General features: G+C 72.1%; 19 protein-coding genes. 6 read left to right on the top strand and 13 right to left on the bottom strand.

What is annotated here, in order from left to right:
• Window positions 1-214: 214 nt before the first annotated feature.
• Entirely contained in the window at window positions 215-2,188 is a 1,974-nt protein-coding gene (locus PUR53_RS42090) for an ABC transporter ATP-binding protein (RefSeq protein WP_329912073.1), read from the top strand.
• 3 nt (window positions 2,189-2,191) lie between these two features.
• Here the strand turns inward: PUR53_RS42090 and PUR53_RS42085 are convergent, their stop codons facing one another.
• The 4 genes from PUR53_RS42085 to PUR53_RS42070 all read right to left on the bottom strand — a co-directional run bounded on the left by PUR53_RS42085 (window position 2,192) and on the right by PUR53_RS42070 (window position 7,567).
• The gene (locus tag PUR53_RS42085) at window positions 2,192-2,377 is read right to left on the bottom strand and encodes a hypothetical protein (protein ID WP_045555207.1); all 186 of its coding nucleotides are present in this window, start codon (window positions 2,375-2,377) and stop codon (window positions 2,192-2,194) included.
• Window positions 2,378-2,625: 248 nt separating this feature from the next.
• A complete protein-coding gene (locus tag PUR53_RS42080) occupies window positions 2,626-4,053 on the bottom strand; it encodes an amidohydrolase (RefSeq protein WP_329912072.1) in 1,428 nt (475 codons plus the stop codon).
• Between the two features lie 191 nt (window positions 4,054-4,244).
• The gene (locus PUR53_RS42075; protein ID WP_329912071.1) at window positions 4,245-6,245 is read right to left on the bottom strand and encodes an FUSC family protein; all 2,001 of its coding nucleotides are present in this window, start codon (window positions 6,243-6,245) and stop codon (window positions 4,245-4,247) included.
• A 590-nt stretch (window positions 6,246-6,835) separates the two neighbouring features.
• Window positions 6,836-7,567 carry a DUF7873 family protein gene (locus PUR53_RS42070; RefSeq protein WP_329899085.1) on the bottom strand — a complete coding sequence of 244 codons (732 nt, stop codon included), beginning with the start codon at window positions 7,565-7,567 and terminating at the stop codon, window positions 6,836-6,838.
• A gap of 78 nt (window positions 7,568-7,645) precedes the next feature.
• Here PUR53_RS42070 and PUR53_RS42065 point away from each other — a divergent pair, with 78 nt between their 5' ends.
• Together PUR53_RS42065 and PUR53_RS42060 are read left to right on the top strand one after the other, a co-directional pair.
• Window positions 7,646-8,188 carry an SDR family oxidoreductase gene (locus PUR53_RS42065; RefSeq protein ID WP_329912070.1) on the top strand — a complete coding sequence of 181 codons (543 nt, stop codon included), beginning with the start codon at window positions 7,646-7,648 and terminating at the stop codon, window positions 8,186-8,188.
• Window positions 8,185-8,583, top strand: a complete 399-nt coding sequence (locus PUR53_RS42060) for a RidA family protein (RefSeq protein ID WP_319240744.1) — start codon at window positions 8,185-8,187, stop codon at window positions 8,581-8,583. The genes PUR53_RS42065 and PUR53_RS42060 overlap by 4 nt, the downstream gene beginning before the upstream one ends.
• A 71-nt stretch (window positions 8,584-8,654) precedes the next feature.
• Here PUR53_RS42060 and PUR53_RS42055 read toward each other — a convergent pair whose 3' ends face one another.
• Together PUR53_RS42055 and PUR53_RS42050 are read right to left on the bottom strand one after the other, a co-directional pair.
• Entirely contained in the window at window positions 8,655-9,371 is a 717-nt protein-coding gene (locus PUR53_RS42055; protein ID WP_329912069.1) for an aspartate/glutamate racemase family protein, read from the bottom strand.
• A gap of 2 nt (window positions 9,372-9,373) precedes the next feature.
• Window positions 9,374-10,879 (bottom strand): NCS1 family nucleobase:cation symporter-1, encoded by a 1,506-nt coding sequence (locus PUR53_RS42050; protein WP_329912068.1) that lies wholly within the window; start codon window positions 10,877-10,879, stop codon window positions 9,374-9,376.
• 194 nt (window positions 10,880-11,073) lie between these two features.
• Here PUR53_RS42050 and PUR53_RS42045 point away from each other — a divergent pair, with 194 nt between their 5' ends.
• Complete coding sequence (locus tag PUR53_RS42045; RefSeq protein WP_329899081.1) at window positions 11,074-11,796, top strand: GntR family transcriptional regulator; 723 nt, start codon at window positions 11,074-11,076, stop codon at window positions 11,794-11,796.
• Between the two features lie 379 nt (window positions 11,797-12,175).
• On the opposite strand, the gene pip is transcribed toward PUR53_RS42045, so the two are convergent.
• Together pip and PUR53_RS42035 are read right to left on the bottom strand one after the other, a co-directional pair.
• Window positions 12,176-13,144 (bottom strand): prolyl aminopeptidase, encoded by a 969-nt coding sequence (gene pip / locus PUR53_RS42040; protein ID WP_329912067.1) that lies wholly within the window; start codon window positions 13,142-13,144, stop codon window positions 12,176-12,178.
• 75 nt (window positions 13,145-13,219) lie between these two features.
• Window positions 13,220-13,984, bottom strand: a complete 765-nt coding sequence (locus tag PUR53_RS42035; protein ID WP_329899079.1) for a uracil-DNA glycosylase — start codon at window positions 13,982-13,984, stop codon at window positions 13,220-13,222.
• 63 nt (window positions 13,985-14,047) lie between these two features.
• On the opposite strand from PUR53_RS42035, the gene PUR53_RS42030 reads away from it, so the two are divergent.
• Window positions 14,048-14,557, top strand: a complete 510-nt coding sequence (locus PUR53_RS42030; protein WP_329899078.1) for an RNA-binding S4 domain-containing protein — start codon at window positions 14,048-14,050, stop codon at window positions 14,555-14,557.
• 72 nt (window positions 14,558-14,629) lie between these two features.
• Here the strand turns inward: PUR53_RS42030 and PUR53_RS42025 are convergent, their stop codons facing one another.
• The 3 genes from PUR53_RS42025 to PUR53_RS42015 form a co-directional block, all read right to left on the bottom strand.
• Complete coding sequence (locus PUR53_RS42025; protein ID WP_329899077.1) at window positions 14,630-15,064, bottom strand: DoxX family protein; 435 nt, start codon at window positions 15,062-15,064, stop codon at window positions 14,630-14,632.
• Between the two features lie 120 nt (window positions 15,065-15,184).
• The gene (locus PUR53_RS42020; RefSeq protein ID WP_329899076.1) at window positions 15,185-15,865 is read right to left on the bottom strand and encodes a class I SAM-dependent methyltransferase; all 681 of its coding nucleotides are present in this window, start codon (window positions 15,863-15,865) and stop codon (window positions 15,185-15,187) included.
• A 117-nt stretch (window positions 15,866-15,982) separates the two neighbouring features.
• Window positions 15,983-16,972 carry an acyltransferase domain-containing protein gene (locus tag PUR53_RS42015; RefSeq protein ID WP_329912066.1) on the bottom strand — a complete coding sequence of 330 codons (990 nt, stop codon included), beginning with the start codon at window positions 16,970-16,972 and terminating at the stop codon, window positions 15,983-15,985.
• A gap of 87 nt (window positions 16,973-17,059) precedes the next feature.
• On the opposite strand from PUR53_RS42015, the gene PUR53_RS42010 reads away from it, so the two are divergent.
• Window positions 17,060-17,326, top strand: a complete 267-nt coding sequence (locus PUR53_RS42010) for a DUF6343 family protein (RefSeq protein ID WP_329899074.1) — start codon at window positions 17,060-17,062, stop codon at window positions 17,324-17,326.
• 15 nt (window positions 17,327-17,341) lie between these two features.
• Here the strand turns inward: PUR53_RS42010 and PUR53_RS42005 are convergent, their stop codons facing one another.
• Complete coding sequence (locus PUR53_RS42005) at window positions 17,342-17,722, bottom strand: tetratricopeptide repeat protein (RefSeq protein ID WP_329899073.1); 381 nt, start codon at window positions 17,720-17,722, stop codon at window positions 17,342-17,344.
• 49 nt (window positions 17,723-17,771) lie between these two features.
• A complete protein-coding gene (gene coaE / locus PUR53_RS42000) occupies window positions 17,772-18,401 on the bottom strand; it encodes a dephospho-CoA kinase (protein ID WP_239753386.1) in 630 nt (209 codons plus the stop codon).
• Between the last annotated feature and the right edge of the window lie 33 nt (window positions 18,402-18,434).

The following is an 18,434-nucleotide window of genomic DNA, read 5'->3' as shown; positions in this document are numbered from 1 at the left end:
TGCGCGTCGGGTTGCGGTGGGGTCGGTAGCTGTGCGACTGCCGGTTTGTGAGGGGCTGGTCGCGCAGTCCCCCGCGCCCCTGAAGGAGCCTTCGGTCCTTCATCGCGCGCCCCTTGTGCTCCGGGTGGGGCGTGGTGGCACCGTCGTGCGCCCTGGTCGGGAGCGGAGAGCACCGGGATAGTGGCCGTCTGCGACGACTCGGGGGAGGCCGTGAGTGCGGAAGGCGCGTGATGGGGGCAAGCCGGAGACGTCCGAGTCGGAGACACTGCTCTTCGGAGGGCCGCTGCGGTACGACATGGGCTGGTCGCAGCACGCCGACGCCTTTCTGGAGCTGAACTTCCGCGCGATGGTGCGGCGGCTGCCGTCCCTGCTCGCGTCGAGCTTCCGGCTGGCCTGGCAGGCGGACCGGCGGGCCGCCCGTACCGTGCTGGCCGCCGAGACGGGCCGTGGCCTCGCCCAGGCGGTGAGCCTGCTCGCGGTGAACACGATCCTGGCCCGGCTGATGACGGACGGCACAGTCGAGGAGCGGCTGCGGGAAGCGGTCCCCGCCCTCGTCACCATCGCCGCCGTCATGCTGGTGGCCACGCTGCTGCGGGCCGCGTCGACGTACGCCACGGGCCGGTTGGAACCGAAGGTGGAGCGGGTCGCGACCGAGCTGTACCTGGAGCGGGCGGCGGCGGTGGAGCTGTCCGCGATCGAGGACGACGGCTTCCACAAGCTGCTGGACACCGCGAAGTACGGCGCCCAGTCGGCCCGCCGGATGATCAGCTACTCGGCGCGCGTGGTCAACGCGCTGATCTCGCTGATCGCCGCGGCCGGTGTGCTGACCGTGCTGCACCCGGCCCTGCTGCCGCTGCTCGTCACGATGACCCTGCCGAGCGCCTGGAGCTCCCTGACGATCGCCCGCCGCCGCTACACGTCGTTCCACGCCTGGGTGCAGCACGCGCGCGCGGGATATCTGATCGGCTCCCTGCTGATCGAGCCGGAGGCGGCCCCGGAGATCCGGGTGCACGGTGTCGGCCCGTTCCTGCTGCGCCACTTCCGCTCCATGTCGGAGACCGCGGAGGCCGAGCAGGCCCGCCTGGCCCGGCTGGCGGCCCGTACGGGCCTGTACGCGGCCCTGTGGACGGGGCTGGCCACCGTGGCGACGTACGCGACGCTGGGCGGTCTGCTGCTCGGCGGCGCCATGGCGCTGTCCGTCGCGGGTACGGCGGTGATCGCGATCCGCACCGGCTCCGCGAGCCTCGACACGCTGGTCCTGGAGGTGAACTCCCTGCACGAGGAGGCCCTCTTCGTGGGCGACATGCAGCGGCTGTACGTGGAGGCCGCCAAGCGCGCGATCCCGGAGGGCGGTGATCCGCTGCCCGAGGACCCGCGGGAGATCCGGGTGGAGAACGTGACCTTCGCCTACCCGGGCAAGGCCGGCCGGCCCGCGCTCAGCGACGTCACCCTGACCGTGCCGCTCGGCAAGATCGTGGCCCTCGTCGGTGAGAACGGCTCGGGCAAGACGACCCTGGTCAAGCTGCTCGCCGGGCTGTACACCCCGGACCAGGGCAAGATCATGTGGGACGGCGTGGACGCGGCGGGCGCCGACCGGCGGCAGCTCGCCGAGCGCATCGCGATGGTCGCGCAGGACTTCAAGCGATGGCCCTTCACGGCCCGCGTCAACATGGCGATCGGCCGCCCCGCCGCGCCGCTGACCGAGGAGCGGCTCGCGGCGTCCGTCGCGGAGGCCGGGGCGCAGGACGTGATGGAGGATCTACCGCGCGGCCTCGACACACTGCTGGGCAAGGGGTTCAGCGGCGGGCACGAACTGTCGGGCGGGCAGTGGCAGCGCCTCGGCATCGCGCGGGCCGCGTACCGGCGCGGGCGCATCCTCATCGTGGACGAGCCGACCGCCGCCCTGGACGCGCGCGCCGAGCTGGAGGTCTTCGAGAAGATCCGCGCCCTGGCGGGCACCGGTCAGACGGTCGTCCTGATCACCCACCGGCTGGCCTCGGTCCGCCACGCCGATCTCGTGCACGTCCTCGACCAGGGGCGTCTGGTGGAGTCCGGCACCCCGGACGAACTGCTGGCCACGGGCGGGGTGTACGCCGAGCTGTACTCGCTCCAGGCGGAGCAGTTCGCGGCACGGGTGCCGGCCGAGCGGACCGCAGCGGAGAGGGTTCCCGCGCCGAAGGCGGGGTGACGGTCAGGCCGACGCGGTCGCGGCGGTCTCGGCGCCGCGCACGATGACCAGGAACATGTCCGTCGCGATGTCCATGACGACCTCGGCCTGCTGCCCCTCGAGGCGGGCCGCGTGCGCCAACTCCTCCGCCGGCCACGAGCCGCGCGGCCCACCGGCGGGAAAGCGCCCCAGCACCGTTCGCCCGTTCACCCTGCACCTCCATGTCACGCTGAACCCGTGAGCCCGTAGCCCGCGGCTAGTCAGCTCGTAGATTTAAACGCCAACCATGGGGTGAACGGCTCGCGAAGTGACGGTACTGAGACGTAGTTGACACGAGGTCAACGAAGGATCGTGAGGTACCTCTCAGAAACCACACATTCCGGTGACGCCGCGTGCCAACACTTGCACTATTTGTCACTCTCGGACGCGTCGTGCCCGTGGAGGGTGGGAGGCGGCGGCTACTCGGGCGGCCTGTCGTAGTCCTGGATCCGGCCGCCGTAACCGCGGTCGGTGAGCGCGGCCAGGCGGCCGGTCATCTCCCGCACCGTCGCCCGCACGTCGACGGTGAGCAGCTCGCGGTCGCGCATGAGGACCCGGCCGTCGACGATCGTGGTGGTGACGTCGGCGGACCGGGCGCTGTGCACGAGGGTGGCGGCGAGGTCGTGCACGGGCTGCGTGTGCGGGCCGCTCAGGTCGACCAGGACGATGTCGGCCCGCCGGCCGGGGGCGAGGCTGCCGATGCTCTCCCCCAGTCCCACGGCCCGGGCGCTCTGGAGCGTGGCGTGGTGCAGGGCCTGGCGGGAGGTCAGCCAGCGCGGGTCGCCCTCGGTGGACTTCTGCACGAGCGCGGTGAGGGCCATGGCCTCCCACACGTCGAGGGAGTTGTTGGAGGCGGCCCCGTCCGTGGCGAGCCCGACGGGGATCCCGATGCGGCGCAGGGCACGGACCGGGGTGGTGGGCCAGGCGAACTTGAGGTAGCCCCGGGGCGCGGTCGCGACGGCCACCGGTCCCGTCGCCCGCTCCAGGACCGGCAGGTCGCGCTCGACGATGCCGGTGCCGTGTGCGATGAGGACGCCCGCGGGGACGCCGAGCAGTCCGGTGCGTTCCAGGACCTCGATGGGTGTGACGCCGTGCCGGGCCAGGCTGTTGTCGGTCTGGTCGCGGCTCTCCGCGGCGTGCAGGTGCACCGGGAGGCCGTGGTCGCGGGCGAGTGCGGCGGTCGCTGCGAGGTCGGCGTCGACGACGGTGTAGGGGGCGTGCGGGGCGAGCGCGGTGGTGATGCGGCCGCCGGCCGCGCCCCGGTGCCGTAGCGCGAACTCCAGGGACCTCTCGCGTCCTTCGGGTCCCTGCGAGGAGAAGAAGGCCTCCCCCAGATGCGCCCGCAGGCCGGTCTCCTCGACCACGGCTGCGACGGCGTCCATCGCGAAGTAGTGATCGGCGAAGCAGGTCACGCCACCTCGGATCATCTCCGCGCAGGCCAGCCGGGCGCCCAGCTCGACGTCCCGCGCCGTCAGGTTGGACTCGACGGGCCAGATGACGTCGTTGAACCACTCCTCCGCCGGCATGTCCTCCGCGATGCCCCGCAGCGCCACCATGGGCGCGTGCGTATGGCAGTTGACGAGCCCGGGCACGGCGACCTGGCCCCGTGCGTCGATGCGTTCCGCCGTGGCCACGGGGGCCGTCTCCTCCGCCGGTCCGATGCTCGCGATCACCCCCTCCCGTACGACGATCGCGGCGTCCTCGACGAACGTGATCCCCTCGTGCTCGTCGTGGACGAGGGCGGTGCAGCCGGTGATGACGAGATCAGCGGGAGACGTGGCCGAGGGCGAGGCCGGGACCGTGGGCGGGGGCACGGACGAGGGAGGCGGGGGCGGAGGCGGCGTCATGACGTCACGGTACGACCGGGGCGCGCTCGGGAGGGGGTGACTCGGGCGTCCGACGAGCGGGATCCGGCCGCTTCGCGCGCACGGACTCGGTCGGTCACGCCGACGCCGGGTCAGCGCCGTCGCCCCCTTATCCGTGCCCCCGTCCTCCCGGTCACCCCCTCACCCCGTCACCCCCTCACCCCGTCATGCCGTCATGCCGTCATGCCCGGCCTCGGCAGGAGGTCGGCCACCTCCGGTGGGGTGGGGAGGCTGATGTCGGCGTGCCTCCGGTGGCGGGCGAGTTCGTCGAGGAGCGCGGTGAGCCGCTCGGTGTGGTGGCGGCCCAGCCGTCCCGTGTCGTCGAGGTGCACGGCGCAGGCGGTGGTGGTGTCGACCAGCCGTTCGAGCACGGCGGCGATCTCGTCGGTGCCCTCGGTGTGCCGGGCCAGGGCGGGCAGTTCGGCCCCGGAGAGGGCGATCGCGGCGCGGGCGCCGGCGAGCGAGCGGTAGGCCTCGCGGCGCAGGGTCCAGCGGGCGGCCCGCTCGTCGGCCTCGCCCGGCAGGGCGGCCCCGACGGACACGGTCACGCCGTTGGCCACGGTGACCCCGTGGGGCGTGGACGTCCTGCCCGACGGGGAGGTCCCGCCCCCTCCCGGGCCCGCGCCCGGCGTGCGCGCCTCGTGCAGGACGTGTGCGAGATAGGCGTGCGCTGCCGTGCCCGCTTCGGTGAGCCGGGCGCGTACGCCCCCGCCGCGCTGCCCCCTGGGCATCGGCAGGTGGCCGACGATCAGGACGATGGCGCAGGCCAGCAGGGTCTCGGCGATACGGCTCCAGGAGGCCTGGGGGTCGCCGCCGACCATGACGAGCGCGAGCACCAGCACGGTGACGACCGCGGTCTGGGCGGCGAAGTGCCGGGTGGCCACGGGGATCAGCGCGCCGCTGACCGCGACCAGTGCGATGAGCCCCTCCGGCCGGGGCAGCACCGCGGCGAACCCGGCGAAGAGCACGGCACCGAGCACGGTCCCGGCCGCCCGGCACAGCACCCGGGACACGAGCGGCCCGAGGTCGGGCTTGACCAGGAAGACGGCGGTGGCGGGCAGCCAGTACCAGTGCTGGTGGTGCAGCGCCTGGGCCACGGCCGCGGCGGCGCCGAAGGAGAGGGCGACCCGCAGCCCGTACTCGCGCCCGCCGGAGCCGAGGCCGAGCCGGACGAGCGAACCGAGGGTACGGCGGCGGGTGTGCAGGTCGCGGGGGTCGCCGCCCCGGTCGAAGGCCTCGGCGGCGCGCAGGAGCGCGTCGTCGAGGGCGCGCAGCGCGGGCGCCGAGCGTGCGGGCGCGGGCAGCGGTCCGGTGCCGGTGTTGCCGCGTACGGCCGCGGCGAGCCGCCGGGGGCCTTCGGACGCGCGGCCGACGACGGCGTCCCCGGCCCAGGCCAGCGCGGTCGCCGCCTCGGCGAGCGGGAGAGCGGCCGTGTACTGGGCGTGCAGGCGCCGTTCGGCCGACGAGCTGGCGTAGCGCCGCAGCCGGGGTCCGGCGAGGGCGTCCTGGGCGTGGTCGAGGGCGGCGGTCAGCGCGGCCCGCCGGGCGATGGCACCGGAGGTGCCGACGGCGTCCAGCAGCGCCGCGATCGCGTCGTACACGGCGGCGACGGCGTCCCGTTCGCCGTCGAAGCGGTAGTCGCCGGCGGTGAGGATCGCGGGGGTGGGCAGGGCGAGGCGCACTGCGAGCAGCCATCCGGCGCCGGCCAGGTAGGCGAGCGCCCGCTGCCATCCCGGTTCGGGCAGCGGCATCCCGGCGCCGATGGCGGCGGCGACCAGCAGTTGGGTGCCCGCTCCGGAGGCCACGGGTCCGACAGCGCTCATCGCGCCGGCGAGCAGTCCGAGCGCGGTGAGCAGCAGGGTGAGGACGACGGCCCCGGCGTACTGTCCGGCGTACGTCCCGACGAGGAGCCCCACGGCTCCGGCGAGCGCGGGCACTCCGAGCCGTTGCACGGCGACGCGCCTGCTGCCGGGGCGGTCGTTGATTCCGGCGAGCATGGCGCCGAGTGCGGCGAGGACCCCGACGGAGGGGCGCCCCCACACCACGGCGACCAGCAGCAACGGCCCACCGGCCAACGCCCCTCGCAGCACCGCGTTCCAGGGCACCGGCCCCCGCTGCGCACGCAGAGCATGGGCGAGCCAGGGCGGCAGGGAGAGGACGGCGCGGCGGGACACGGGGCTCCTGTCGTCGGGTGAGGGCGGGGGTGTGCCTTCGGGCGACGGTGGCCGGGGCGTTGGTGGCGTGCGGATGCGGATGCGTGTACGTGTGTGCGTGACTTGTGCGTGCACTCCACCGTAGGTCGCGGACCTGGAGGATATGGGACGCTCGCATTACCGCGATGTGACGATCTCTGTAGAGGCCATGTTCTTTATGAACGCAATAAAGGTGGACCCGGGGGCGTAGCCGGCCCCCGGGCCCTGATATGCCGCCTCTTGGGCACGCCGCCACGGTTGAGAACCCAGGTCAGTCATCATGTCGCCGCGTCCTGCCTTTGGACCACCACGCATCGAGCTGCGCGGGCTGGACTTGAACCAGCATTTCGACGTCCGGGGCCTGAGTCCGGTCGTTGCGGCGATCGGCGGCGAATACTGAGTCTGGAGCAATAGTCTGAGATTGATCACGGCCCGTCCCTGAATTCCTGGGCGGGTACGGACCGCTCCGTCACGACAAGCCTCAGCTTCAGCTTGCGCTCCTCGCGCACCCCGCCCGGCTCACAGGCCGACCGGGGAGTTCATGGGGCTATTGGCCGTCCGAACAGGTAGCCCTATCCGAACAGGTAGCCGAAGACGGCGTCACCGACCCGCTGGTCGACGACGTCCACGCCGTTCGCTTCCTCCCGTGCGAACTTCACGGCCTGCTGCAACTTCTCGACGCGGCCGAGGATCTCGTTGACGCGTCGGGCGGGCAGGGCCCCGGAGAACTTCACGGTCGTCCAGTAGCCGACCGGAATGTCCTCGTAGTACACCTCGACCTGGGCGGGGTGCTTGTCGGTCGCCTCGGCCTTCACATGGTTGCGCGGCACCTTCTTCGTCCGCACCGTCCGCACCGCCTCGGTCTTCCAGGCGTCGGTGGACGGATCCTGCGCCCACGCCTCGGAGGCGTCGAGCACGGGCAGCTTCCGCACCAGTGTGTTGATCTCCCCGAGCTGTTTCTCCAGAAAGAGCAGATAGGCCACCGGAACGTCGGCGACGAGCACCCGTCCCTCGACCTGTACATCCGCCCGCGCGGTGCAATTGGCCCAGTCCTTGGTGGCGGTCACGTCGAACAGTCGCGTGAGAACTCCCGCTGTCTCCCGCAACACGTCCTCCGCCCGCACCTGCACCCGGGTCGACTCGGGCGGCAACTGCTCGCCCTCCTCGTCCTTCGGCTGATAGGTACGCGCGATACCGGCCAGCAAAGCCGGCTTCTGCAGCCCGTGATGAGCGGCCGTCAGGTCCTGCTGCGACTTGGCCTTGACGCCCTTCTCCACTGCGATGATCTGATTGAGTTTCGCCACGCGGAGGACGGTAACAGGGAAACTCCCTCCCTTTCGAAGGATTATTTCCGAGCGCTATTCGGAAGGCGGGAGGCCGTGATGGAACGTCCGGACGAGCGGGTGGCGATCGTCCAGGACGGCGCGGGGGCGGAACTGGCGGCGGAACTCGGCGGACAGTCCCGCCACCGGCGCCTGGACGTCACCGACGAGGACGGCTGGCGGCGGACGGTGGCCGTGATGGAACGGGAGCTGGGCCCGGTCTCGGTGCTGGTGAACAAATGGGGCTTGCGCGGGCTGACGAAGACGGCCGCGCTGGAACTGGCCGCCGACGGGGTCCGGGTGTGCTCGGTCCACCCGGGTGCCATCCGCACCCCGATGACGGCCGGCTTCGGCGACGCCTGTACCGCCGGGCAGCCCCTCCCGCGCTTCGGGGAACCCGACGAGGTCGCCCGAATGGTGCTCTTCGTCATCGCAGACGCCACGTTCTCGACGGGCTGCGCATTCGTGCTGGACGGCGGCGTTCTCGCGGGCCAGCCCCACCGTCGTGGCCTCGAACGACTGACCGCTCCGCTCGCCCTCGCCGGAATTCGGATGCGGAGGGAGAGCGGGACGAGCATCATCGACGGGTGTCTTCAGCGATGATCCGGCGCACCAACGTGCCCAGCCTCTTCTCACCGCCCGTCTACGCGCACGCGTCCGTCGTCGAGGCCGGGACGAAGCTCGCTTTCCTCGCCGGTTCCGTCCCGCTGGACGCCGACGGCAAACTGGTCGGGGAGGGCGATCCGGTGCGGCAGGCCGAGCAGGTGCTGGCCAACCTCGGGGAGCAACTACGGGCGGTGGGCAGTGACTTCGAGCATGTCGCCTACACCGATGTGTACGTCGTCAGCAGCGAGCCGGCCGTCCTCTCCGCCGTCTGGAACGTCGTCGAGGCGTCCGGCCTGAGCATCGGCCCCCACTCCTCGACGCTCCTCGGCGTCGCCTGCCTCGGCTACACGGGCCAGCTGGTGGAGATCACGGCGACGGCGGTGGTCCCGTAGCAGCAGGGATCCCGTAGCAGCAGGGATCCAGTAGGAGCAGTGATCCCGTAGGGCCGCAGCCCGCAAGCCCTCTAACGCGCCCCGTTCCCCCACGTCCTCCCCTTTGGCAGGGGCTTCGCGTAGCTCCCCGCCCGGCTGGTGGTCAGCCCCAGCCCCACCAGCGACTCGGCAAGTTTCACGGCCGCCCCCACCCCGTCGACGACCGGCACCCCCAGCTTCTCCCCCACCACCCGCTGCAGCCCGGTCATCCCGGCGCACCCCAGGACCAGTACCTCGGCCCCCGCCTCGCGGGCGCGCTGTCCGGCCGCGAGGAAGGCCAGGGTGGTGCGGTCGGTGTCGGCGAGGTCGAGGACGCCGAGCCCGGTGCCGACGATCGCGGCGCAGTTGCGGCCCACGCCGGCGGCGTCCAGGCTGTCCTCGATCTGCCCGCAGGTGCGGTCCAGGGTGGTCACCACCCCGTAGCGGCGTCCGAGCAGGCAGGCGAGGTGGGCGGCGGCCTCGGTGATGTCGACGACGGGGACGTCCAGCAGTTCCCGCGCGCCCTCGCGCCCGTGTTCCCCGAAGCCGGCCATGACGACGGCGTCGTACGGTTCCTCGTAGGTCCGCAGGGTGTCGAGGACGGCGGCGGCGGAGAGGTAGCTGTCGAACCAGCCTTCTGCGGACTCGGGGCCCCAAGCGGGAGTCAGTCCGGTCACGGTGGTGCCCGGGCCTGCTGCGGCCCGGGCACCTCGCACGATCTCCTCGGTCATTCCCTGCGTCGTGTTGCAGTTCGTGACGACGATACGCACGCTCAGCCCTCCACGGCGGGGGTCAAGGCGGCCGAGGGGGTCTCGGGGGAAGCCGTCGAGGGGGACCCCGCGGCCCGCTCGTCCCGGCACAGCACCGCGTACAGCCCGGCGGCCAGCGCCGTACCGATGAACCAGGAGTACGGGGCGACCTCGCTGAAGGTGGTGACCAGGGCGAGCACCGCCGAGACCGCGGCGGCGGGCAGGAACGCCCACAGGGCCTTGGGGTTGACGCCCTTGCGGTAGTAGTAGCGGGAGCCGGGCTCGGCGCTGAAGAGCTCGTCGACGTCGATGCGGCCGCGCTTGACCCAGAAGTAGTCGAGCATGATCACACCGAACAGCGGGCCGAGGAAGGCGCCCAGTCCGCCGAGGAAGTACTGCACCACGGTGGGGTTGGAGAAGAGGTTCCACGGGGTGACGACCAGCGCCGCGACGGTGCTGATCATGCCGCCGACCTTGAAGGTGATCTTCTGCGGCCAGACGTTGGCGAGGTCGTACGCCGGTGAGACGAAGTTGGCGACGATGTTGACGCCCATGGTGGCGATGGCGAAGGTCAGGGCGCCCAGGACGAGGATCCAGGTGTTGCCGACCTTGGCGACGAGTTCGGCCGGGTCGGTGATGGCCTCGCCGAAGACCTCCAGCGAGCCGGCCGTGACGATGACGGACACGACCACGAAGGCGGTCGAGTTGATCGGCAGGCCCCAGAAGTTTCCGCGCTTGACCGTCCGGTAGTCGGGGGCGAAGCGGGAGAAGTCGCAGAAGTTGAGCATCAGCGTGCCGTAGGTGGCGAGGACCAGCCCGATCGCGCCGAACCACTGCCGCCACTGCTCGCCGACGGAGACCGGGTTCGGGGTGGAGGTGAGGGAGATGGTCCAGTCGGCCTTGGCGAGGACCCAGACCGCCAGCGCGATCATGACGATCCAGATCGCCGGGCCGCAGAAGTCCTGGAACTTGCGGACCGACTCCATGCCCTGGCTGATGATCAGCGCCTGGATGAGCCAGAGGGCGACGAAGGTGCACCAGCCGAGCTGGTGCAGGCCCAGGAAGGAGTTGTGCGTCCAGGACTCCAGGCCCGGCCAGGCGGCCAGCAGCATGACGTTGACCGCGACGGACGCGAGGTAGGTCTGGATGCCGTACCACATGATGGCGATCACGGCCCGGATGAGGGCCGGGATGTTGGCGCCCCAGACGCCGAAGCTGATGCGGCTGACCACGGGGAAGGGCACGCCGTGGCGCTGTCCGATCTTCCCCATCCAGTTCATCCCGATGTAGATGATCACGAAGCCGACGAGCAGCGAGGTGAACACCTGCCAGACGTTCATGCCGAGGACGAGCAGGCCCGCGGCGAACGTGTAGTTGCCGAGGTTGTGGACGTCGGACATCCACAGGGCGAAGAGGTCGAAGACCTTCCAGTTCCGCTTCCCGGCGGGAGCGAGGTCTTCGTTGGTGAGGCGGGGGTCGGGAACGAACGCTGTGGTGCCGGTGGCTTCGACACTGTCGGCGAGGGACACGGGGCCTCCAGGAGCGAGAGGAGACGAGCGTAGGTGGTGGGGACGGGTGCGGCACCGGCGTGGGGGAACGGGGGAGCACCACGAGCAGTTTGGTATACCAAACTTCGCCCATAGTGCTCCCGTCGACCGTTCTGACCGATGTCGCCGTCGTTAACCCCACGTAAAACACCCCTCGTGTCGGCGAAGATTGCTCCATGAGCTCCCTGACTCCGGAAGGAGCGAAGATCGAACCCCTGGGTGCGGTGCGCGAGCGTGTCCTCGGCACCCTGCGGCAGGACATCATCGCGGGACGTCTCCGTCCGGGCGACCGGCTCGTCGAGCGCGAGCTGGCCGACCGCTTCGGGGTCTCCCGGGTCCCGGTCCGCGAGGCGATCCGCGCACTGGTCGCCGAGGGCTTCGTCCACTTCGAGACCCCGCGCCGTACGGTCGTCCGCCGCCTCACCCCGGCGGACGTGGCGGAACTCTTCGAACTGCGCGAGGCGCTGGAGGTGTACGCGGCCGGGCTCGCCGCCTCCCGCGCCACCCCCGAGTCCCTCGCCGAGCTGTCGGCCCTGCTCGACCGGGCCGCGGAGGCGACTCACGCCGGGGACGCCGAGACGATCACCGACATCAACACGCGTTTCCACGACCGCGTCCTCGCCATGGCCGGCAACAGCCTGCTCGCCTCCGTCATGGAGCCGGTCGACGGCCGACTGCGCTGGCTGACCCGCCAGAACACCGAGTGGCCCCAACTCCTCACGGAACACCGGGAGTTGTACGACGCCATCGCCTCAGGCGACCCGGACCGCGCCCGCGCACACGCCCTCACCCACGTCCGGACCAACTATCGGTCGACCGTGCGGCACCTCTTCGGCGAGACCGGGGAGGACGACCGGAACGGGGAGGGCGGCGTAAACGGGGAGGGCGGCGGAACCTAGAAGGACGCCGGACCGGACACGACGGCCGGACGTGGGAGGACGGCGGACCCGATACGACGGCCGGACGTGGGAGGACAGCGGACCCGACACGACGGCCGGACCTAAGAGGACGGCCGGCCCTGGGAGGGCGGCGGGGCCGGACACGACGGCCGGGTCTTGCGGGCCGTGAACCCCCGGCCGACCGGGTCGGCGGGCCGGCGCCGGTGGGCCGTGAGCCCCGGCGGGCCGTGAGCCCCGGCGGGCCGTGAGCCCCGGCGGGCCGTGAAACCACCGGCTTCTTCTCCCGCTACCGCTGGAGCCCCTGCGGCGCCTCGCCGGACTGTGACGGCGGCGCCCGGCCCGTCTCGGTGGCCCGCGTCGCCTCTGACGGCCGGCGGCCTCAGCCGTTCCCGGCGTACCCGTCCGTCGCCGCCACCAGTGCCTCCGTCATGTCCGGCGCGCCCGCGTCGTGTCCCACGTCGTCGACGAGGATCAACTCGCTGCCGGGCCAGGCGTGGTGGAGGCGCCAGACGATACCGAGGAGGTTGCCGGGGTCGAGGCTGCCCTGGACGAGCGTGCCCGGGATGCCCTTGAGCAGCGGCGCGTCACGCAGGACGACCCCGTCCGCGTCGCCGTCGCCGCCGAGGAAGTGGCCGTTGCCCCAGTAGTGGGTGACGGTACGGGCGAAGCCGTAGCGGAAGACCGGGTCCTCATAGCGCGGCACCGAGCGGGGCGGCTGCGCCGCGATGGCGGTCTCCCAGTCCGTCCAGGCCCGCGCGGCCCGCGCCCGCACCGCCTCGTCGGGCGACTCGAGCAACCGGTTGTAGGCGGCCGGCAGATTCCCGTCCCGCTCCTCCTCGGGCAGCTCGGCCACGAACCGTTCGAACGCCTCCGGGAAGAACTGCCCGAGTCCCCTGGTCAGCAGGGCGACTTCGGCGTCGGACCCGGTGGCGACACCGGTGAGGACCAGCTCCGTCACGGCCTCCGGATGCGTCTGCGCGTACCGCAGACCGAGCGCCGACCCCCACGACACCCCCCACACGAGCCACCGCCCGATCCCGAGGTGCCGCCGCAACAGCTCCAGATCGGCGATCAGCCGCTCCGTCGTGTTGACGCTCATGTCGGTCTCGTACGCGCTCGCCGGCGGCGTCGACCGTCCGCAGCCCCGCTGGTCGAGCAGCACGATCCGGTACGCCTCGGGGTCGAAGAGCCGGGGGAACCAGGCGTTGGCCCGAGAGCCCGGCCCGCCGTGCAGCACGACGGCGGGCTTGCCCCGCGGATTCCCGCAGACCTCCCAGTACACCCGGTTGCCGTCCCCGACGTCGAGCATGCCGTGGTCGTACGGTTCGATCTCTGGATAGAGGGGCATTGCGCGACCCTAACCGGCGTACGACGAGGTCCGCATCCGGTTTTCCGCTGGGCCGCCGCGCAGTTCTCCCCTCGGCTACGGCACGACCGCCAGCCCCGCCGACCTCGCCGCCGTACGCAGGACGTCCCGCAGCATGGCAGGGGTCAAGCGGCCGGTGAAGGTGTTGCGCTGGCTGACGTGGAAGCAGCCGAAGAGGTCGAGACCGTCCAGCGGGACCCGGGTGCCATGGGCGAAGACGGGCCGGGGCCGGGGCACGTCCCAGCCGGCCTCGGCGAGCGCGGGCAGCGCGGCCTGCCACCCGAAGCCGCCGAGCACGACCACGGCCCGCAGCGTAGGCCGCAGCAGCTCCAACTCCCGCACCAGCCAGGGCCGGCAGGTGTTCCGCTCCTCGGGTGTCGGCTTGTTGGCGGGCGGCGCGCAGTGCACGGGGGAGGTGATCCGCACGCCGTGCAGCTGCAGCCCGTCGTCCATGGCGACCGCCGTGGCACGCGAGGCCAGACCCACGTCGTGCAGCGCCGCGTAGAGCACGTCGCCCGAGCGGTCGCCGGTGAACATCCGTCCCGTCCGGTTCGCCCCGTGCGCCGCGGGTGCGAGCCCGACGATCAGCAGCGCGGCGTCGGGCGGGCCGAAGCCCGGTACCGGCCGCCCCCAGTACTCCTGGTCGGCGAACGCGGCCCGTCGGGTGCGCGCGACTTCCTCCCGCCACTCGACCAGCCGGGGGCAGGCCCGGCACCCGGTGATCCGCTCGTCCAGCGCGGCGAGACCGGTGCCCTCGCCGCCGCCTCGACCGCCTCCGCTGTCGGCCACCACCCCGTCACCACCGCTGCCGCCGCCGTCCATGTCTCCACGGTACGTCCGGTGATCGCCTGCCCCGTGGGGCGGCCGGGGAGCTAAGGTCGAGGCATGGCTTCTGAAGGTAGGCGGGAGCGGGCGGGCGATCCGGCCGCGACGGACGGGGGCTCCGACGGATCGCCGGCGACGTCCGCCGTGGCGGCCCGACCGGCGAGCGGCGAGAGCGTGCGCATCGACAGCTGGATCTGGTCGGTGCGTCTGGTCAAGACCCGTTCGATGGGCGCCACCGCCTGCCGTGGCGGCCACGTCCATGTCAACGGCGAACGCGTCAAGCCCGCATACGCGGTGCGCGTCGGCGACGAGGTACGACTGCGCCAGGCCGGCGGCCACGAGCGGATCGTGATCGTGAAGCGCCTGATCCGCAAGCGGGTCGGTGCGCCCGTCGCCGCCGAGTGCTACGTCGACAACTCTCCGCCGCCCCCGCCCCGCGAGGCCGTCGCCCCCGCCGGCATCCGTGATCGGGGCACCGGTCGCCCCACCAAGCGCGATCGACGGGACATGGAGCGCCTGCGCGGCCTGGCCGAGGCGGCGAACGCCGACCGGCACCGCCGCCCCAGCTGAGCCCACCCGCCCGCGCGGCCCCGAGGTGCCGTCGCCCGTATCGCCACGCCCTGCCCTGCCCAGCCGCGACGGTCACGCCCGGCGGCCGTGCGCGAGCTTCGTCAGCCCGGCCGCGTCCCGGCGGCGCACCCAGGCGATCAGGGCGAGCGGAACGATCAGGATGAGCGGTGTCGCCGCGTACTGCCCGTCGAAGGCGGTGAGCTGCGTGATGAACGCCCCCACCATCAACGCGCCCAGCGACACCGCCGCGACCGGGGCCAGCACGGGGATCAACAGCCCGACGGCGCCCGCAAGTTCGAGCACGCCGATGGTGTACATCCCCGCGCTGCCCCAGCCGAGCGTGTCGAAGGACTCGACGGCGGACGGGTGGGCGATCAGCTTGGGCAGAGCGCTCGCGAACCCGTAGAACAACGCGAGCGCGATCTGCAGCGCGCGCAGCGAGATGCGCGCGCCCTTGCCGCGCGCGGTGGCCTCGGTACGGACGACGGGAGCGGTGGTCTCGGACATGGGGTCTCCTCCGGGAAGCGGTTCCGTGTTCGCTGTCACGGAGGTAGACCGGGCCACTCCCCCGAACTCATCGCCGCCCGCCCGGAATTAACGCCTGAATCCGCACCCGGGCCGGTCCGCTCACCCCAACGGCACCGCCTTCACCCAGATCCGGTCCTCCGTCAGATACCGGTCCACCCTCAGCCCGGCCTCCGCCAGCGCCTCCTCGAACTGCTCCTTGGTCATGGGGCGTGAGCGGAACGTCTGGGTCCATTCGCCGTCCGGGAAGAAGTACTCCGCGGTCACCGAGTGGACCCCGTCGCCGATCGGTTCGGTCGAGGCTATGCGGATGGTGAAGCCTCGGGGGTCGACCCGTTCCCTGGGGACGTTGCTGTGGTAGTCCTCCCCCTCGCGCTGGATCAGGATGAAGCCGCCGTCCGCGAGATGGCGCACACACGTCGCGAGCATTCCCCGCCGCACATCGGGGTCCCCGGTGTGGACGAGGAAGGAGGCGAGCAGCACCACGTCGAACGTCTCGTCCAGATCGAGGTCCTCGATCGAGGCGTGGATCGTGCGGGCGCCGCGCACCCGCTCCAGCATCTCCGCCGACTCGTCGACGGCCGTGACGGTGAATCCCCGTTCGATCAGGGGGTGGGTCATCCGGCCCACTCCACAGCCCAGTTCGAGGATGCGCGCCCCCGCGGGTGCGACGCCCGCGATCACCTCCGGTTCGTCCCCCACCGGCAGTCGCGTGTACAGCTCGACCGCGCAGCCGTCCGGGGTGATCGCGCCGGACCCGCTCCCCTTGTATCCCTCACGCATCTGAATGCCCATGTCCGTCCAACGGCCGGGCCGACAGGGGCCGTTCCCCTCAGGCCTCACCCGATGGGGTGAATCAGCGTGTCCTCGACGTCTCGGTTCCGGCGGACCGCGCAAGCCTCACCAGGTGAACCAGCCGTGCCCGCTGTACCAGTGCCCGCCCGCGCGCAGATGATCGACCACGGCCCGTTCGAGACGCGTCCGGCGCGGCAGGGTCTCCACCGGCAGGTCGGGGTCCCCGAACACGAAGCGGACCGGCAGGTCGTCCTCGGGTTCGCCGGTGCCGCCGGCGACCCGGAACCGCTGCTGGAACCGGACGATGTTGGAGTCCGCCGGCAGATACCGCCGCAGCTGCGGGTCGAGGAGCCAGGAGTGACAGCAGCCCGCCGTGTACCGCTCCTCCGGGAAGTGCCGTGCGAAGAAGTCGCGGGCCGACGCCAGCGACCGGTCGCACGCCATCGGCGTCAGGGGCCCCGCGTAGTCGGGTATGTGCAGGTCGAGGCACGGCTCCCCGGGCCGCAGGGCGAGGCCCGCCGCCGCCAGCGCGACGCCCTCCCGTCCGCCCACCCGGGACCGCTGGTACTGCAGCCGGCCGAGCTGGAACAGCTCTCCGTGGAAGTGCAACGAGTACCAGGTCGGCGCGACGAGCCCGCCCACGCCGTACCGCCGGCGGTGCAGCACCAGACCTCGGCCCAGGTCGGCGAGGGTGCGCCGGGAGACGTCGTCGGGAATGCCGCGCTCCCGGTGGTACGCGCGCACGTACGGCAGGGCCGCCACGAAGACGTACACGTGGAAGTAGCGGCCGAGCGGACCCGACTCCAGGGGCAGCGGCAGCAGTCTCAGCCCCTTCCCGACCCTCCCCATGTCCCGTACCAACCCGTCGACGCACCGCCCGAGCAGCCAGGTCGCCCCCTCGTCGGCGGCCAGCGCGCGGCGCAGCGCGATCAGGTCGTTGACGTCCTCGAACGGCACGGTGAGATCCAGCAGCGCGTCGAGCAGTTCGTCGTCGGTGTCCGGCAGCCGCGCCTCCACCGCGGCGGCCCCGCTCTCCTCCAGGCTCCCCAGCCAGTCGGCGAGCCTCTCGTCCGCCCGCACCGCGTCCAGCAGCACCTTCGCCTCCCCGTTTCCGTCGGTCTCCTGGGGAAACGCGTGGGACGAGGAGTACGTTTCCGAACAGGACGAGGAGGAGTGGCGGCGATGCGTACCGGCAGTGAACCGACGACAGCGCGCAGTCCTCTGCGGATGCGGCTCTGGCTGAGTGTGTGGGGCCTGATCTGGGCGATCGCCGGGACGGCGGCCTTCGCGGTCGTCGGCCGTACCGGCTGGGCCGTCGCCTGCGGGGTGCTGTGGATGATCGTCACCGTCGACCTGGTGATGGTCGTGCGCCACATCCGTCAGGGGCCGCACTACCAGCCGGGCCGTGACATCCCGCCGTACCCACCGCCGGGGCCCCACCACCCGTAGCGGGCGGTCGGGCCGTCAGGAGTCGAACCGGGCCGCTTCCACGTACTGCGGATTCGGGTCGAGGGCCGCGGCGAGCCGGAAGTGGCGCTTGGCCTGGTCGGGGCGGGCCTGGCGCTCATAGGTGCGGGCCAGGGCGAAGTGCGCGAACGCGTTGTCCGGCTCGCGCTCCAGGACGATGGTGAACTCCAGCTCCGCGGGCCGCAGTTGGGCCGCGGCGAAGAAGGCGCGGGCGCGCAGCAGCCGGGCCGCCGTGTTCTCGGGGTGCTCGGCTATGACGCGGTCGAGCAGTTTGACGGCACCCCGCGGGTCCTTCGCGGCGAGCAGGTGCTCGGCGGCGCGGAAGTCGATGACATGCGTCTGAGGGCTACGTCCGGTGGAACCGCTGGTCTCGGGCACGGCTGAGTCCTTCCCTTGCTGGGACGGTTCAACGCCCCGTGCGACCCCGCTATTCCTGTGGGTGTTCGGATCCCTCCCGGGACGCGTGGGCCCGGCGGGTCAGGTCCGCCCACACCTCCCGCACTCTCCGCCGCAGGTCGTCGAGGGGGACGTCGTTGTCGACGACGATGTCCGCGATCTCCAGCCGCTTCTCGCGGGTCGCCTGGGCGGCCATGCGCGCGCGGGCGTCCTCCTCGGTCATACCGCGCAGCCGCACGAGGCGGTCGAGCTGGGTTTCGGGCGCCGCGTCCACGACGACCACCAGGTCGTAGAGCGGGGCGAGGCCGTTCTCGGCGAGCAGGGGGACGTCGTGGACGACGACGGAGTCCTCGGCGGCGGCGGTCTCCAGCTCTCTGGAGCGGGCGCCCACCAGGGGGTGCACGATCGCGTTCAGCGCGGCGAGCTTCTCCGGGTCCGCGAACACGACGGAGCCCAGCTTGGGGCGGTCCAGACTGCCGTCCGGCGCGAGGACGCCCTCGCCGAAGGTCTCGACGACCGCCGCGAGTCCGGGGGTGCCCGGTGCGACGACCTCACGCGCGATACGGTCGGCGTCGATCAGCACGGCGCCGCACTCCACCAGCAGCCGTGACACCTCGCTCTTGCCGGCACCGATGCCGCCGGTCAGGCCCACTTTCAGCATGCCCGGCAGCTTAGGCCCTGCCACTGACACACC

This window comes from Streptomyces sp. SP18BB07, from assembly GCF_036322545.1.
GTDB lineage: Bacteria > Actinomycetota > Actinomycetes > Streptomycetales > Streptomycetaceae > Streptomyces > Streptomyces deccanensis.
The sequence above is the reverse complement of the archived record's forward strand: the minus strand, read 5'-3'. Positions and strand labels throughout refer to the sequence as shown.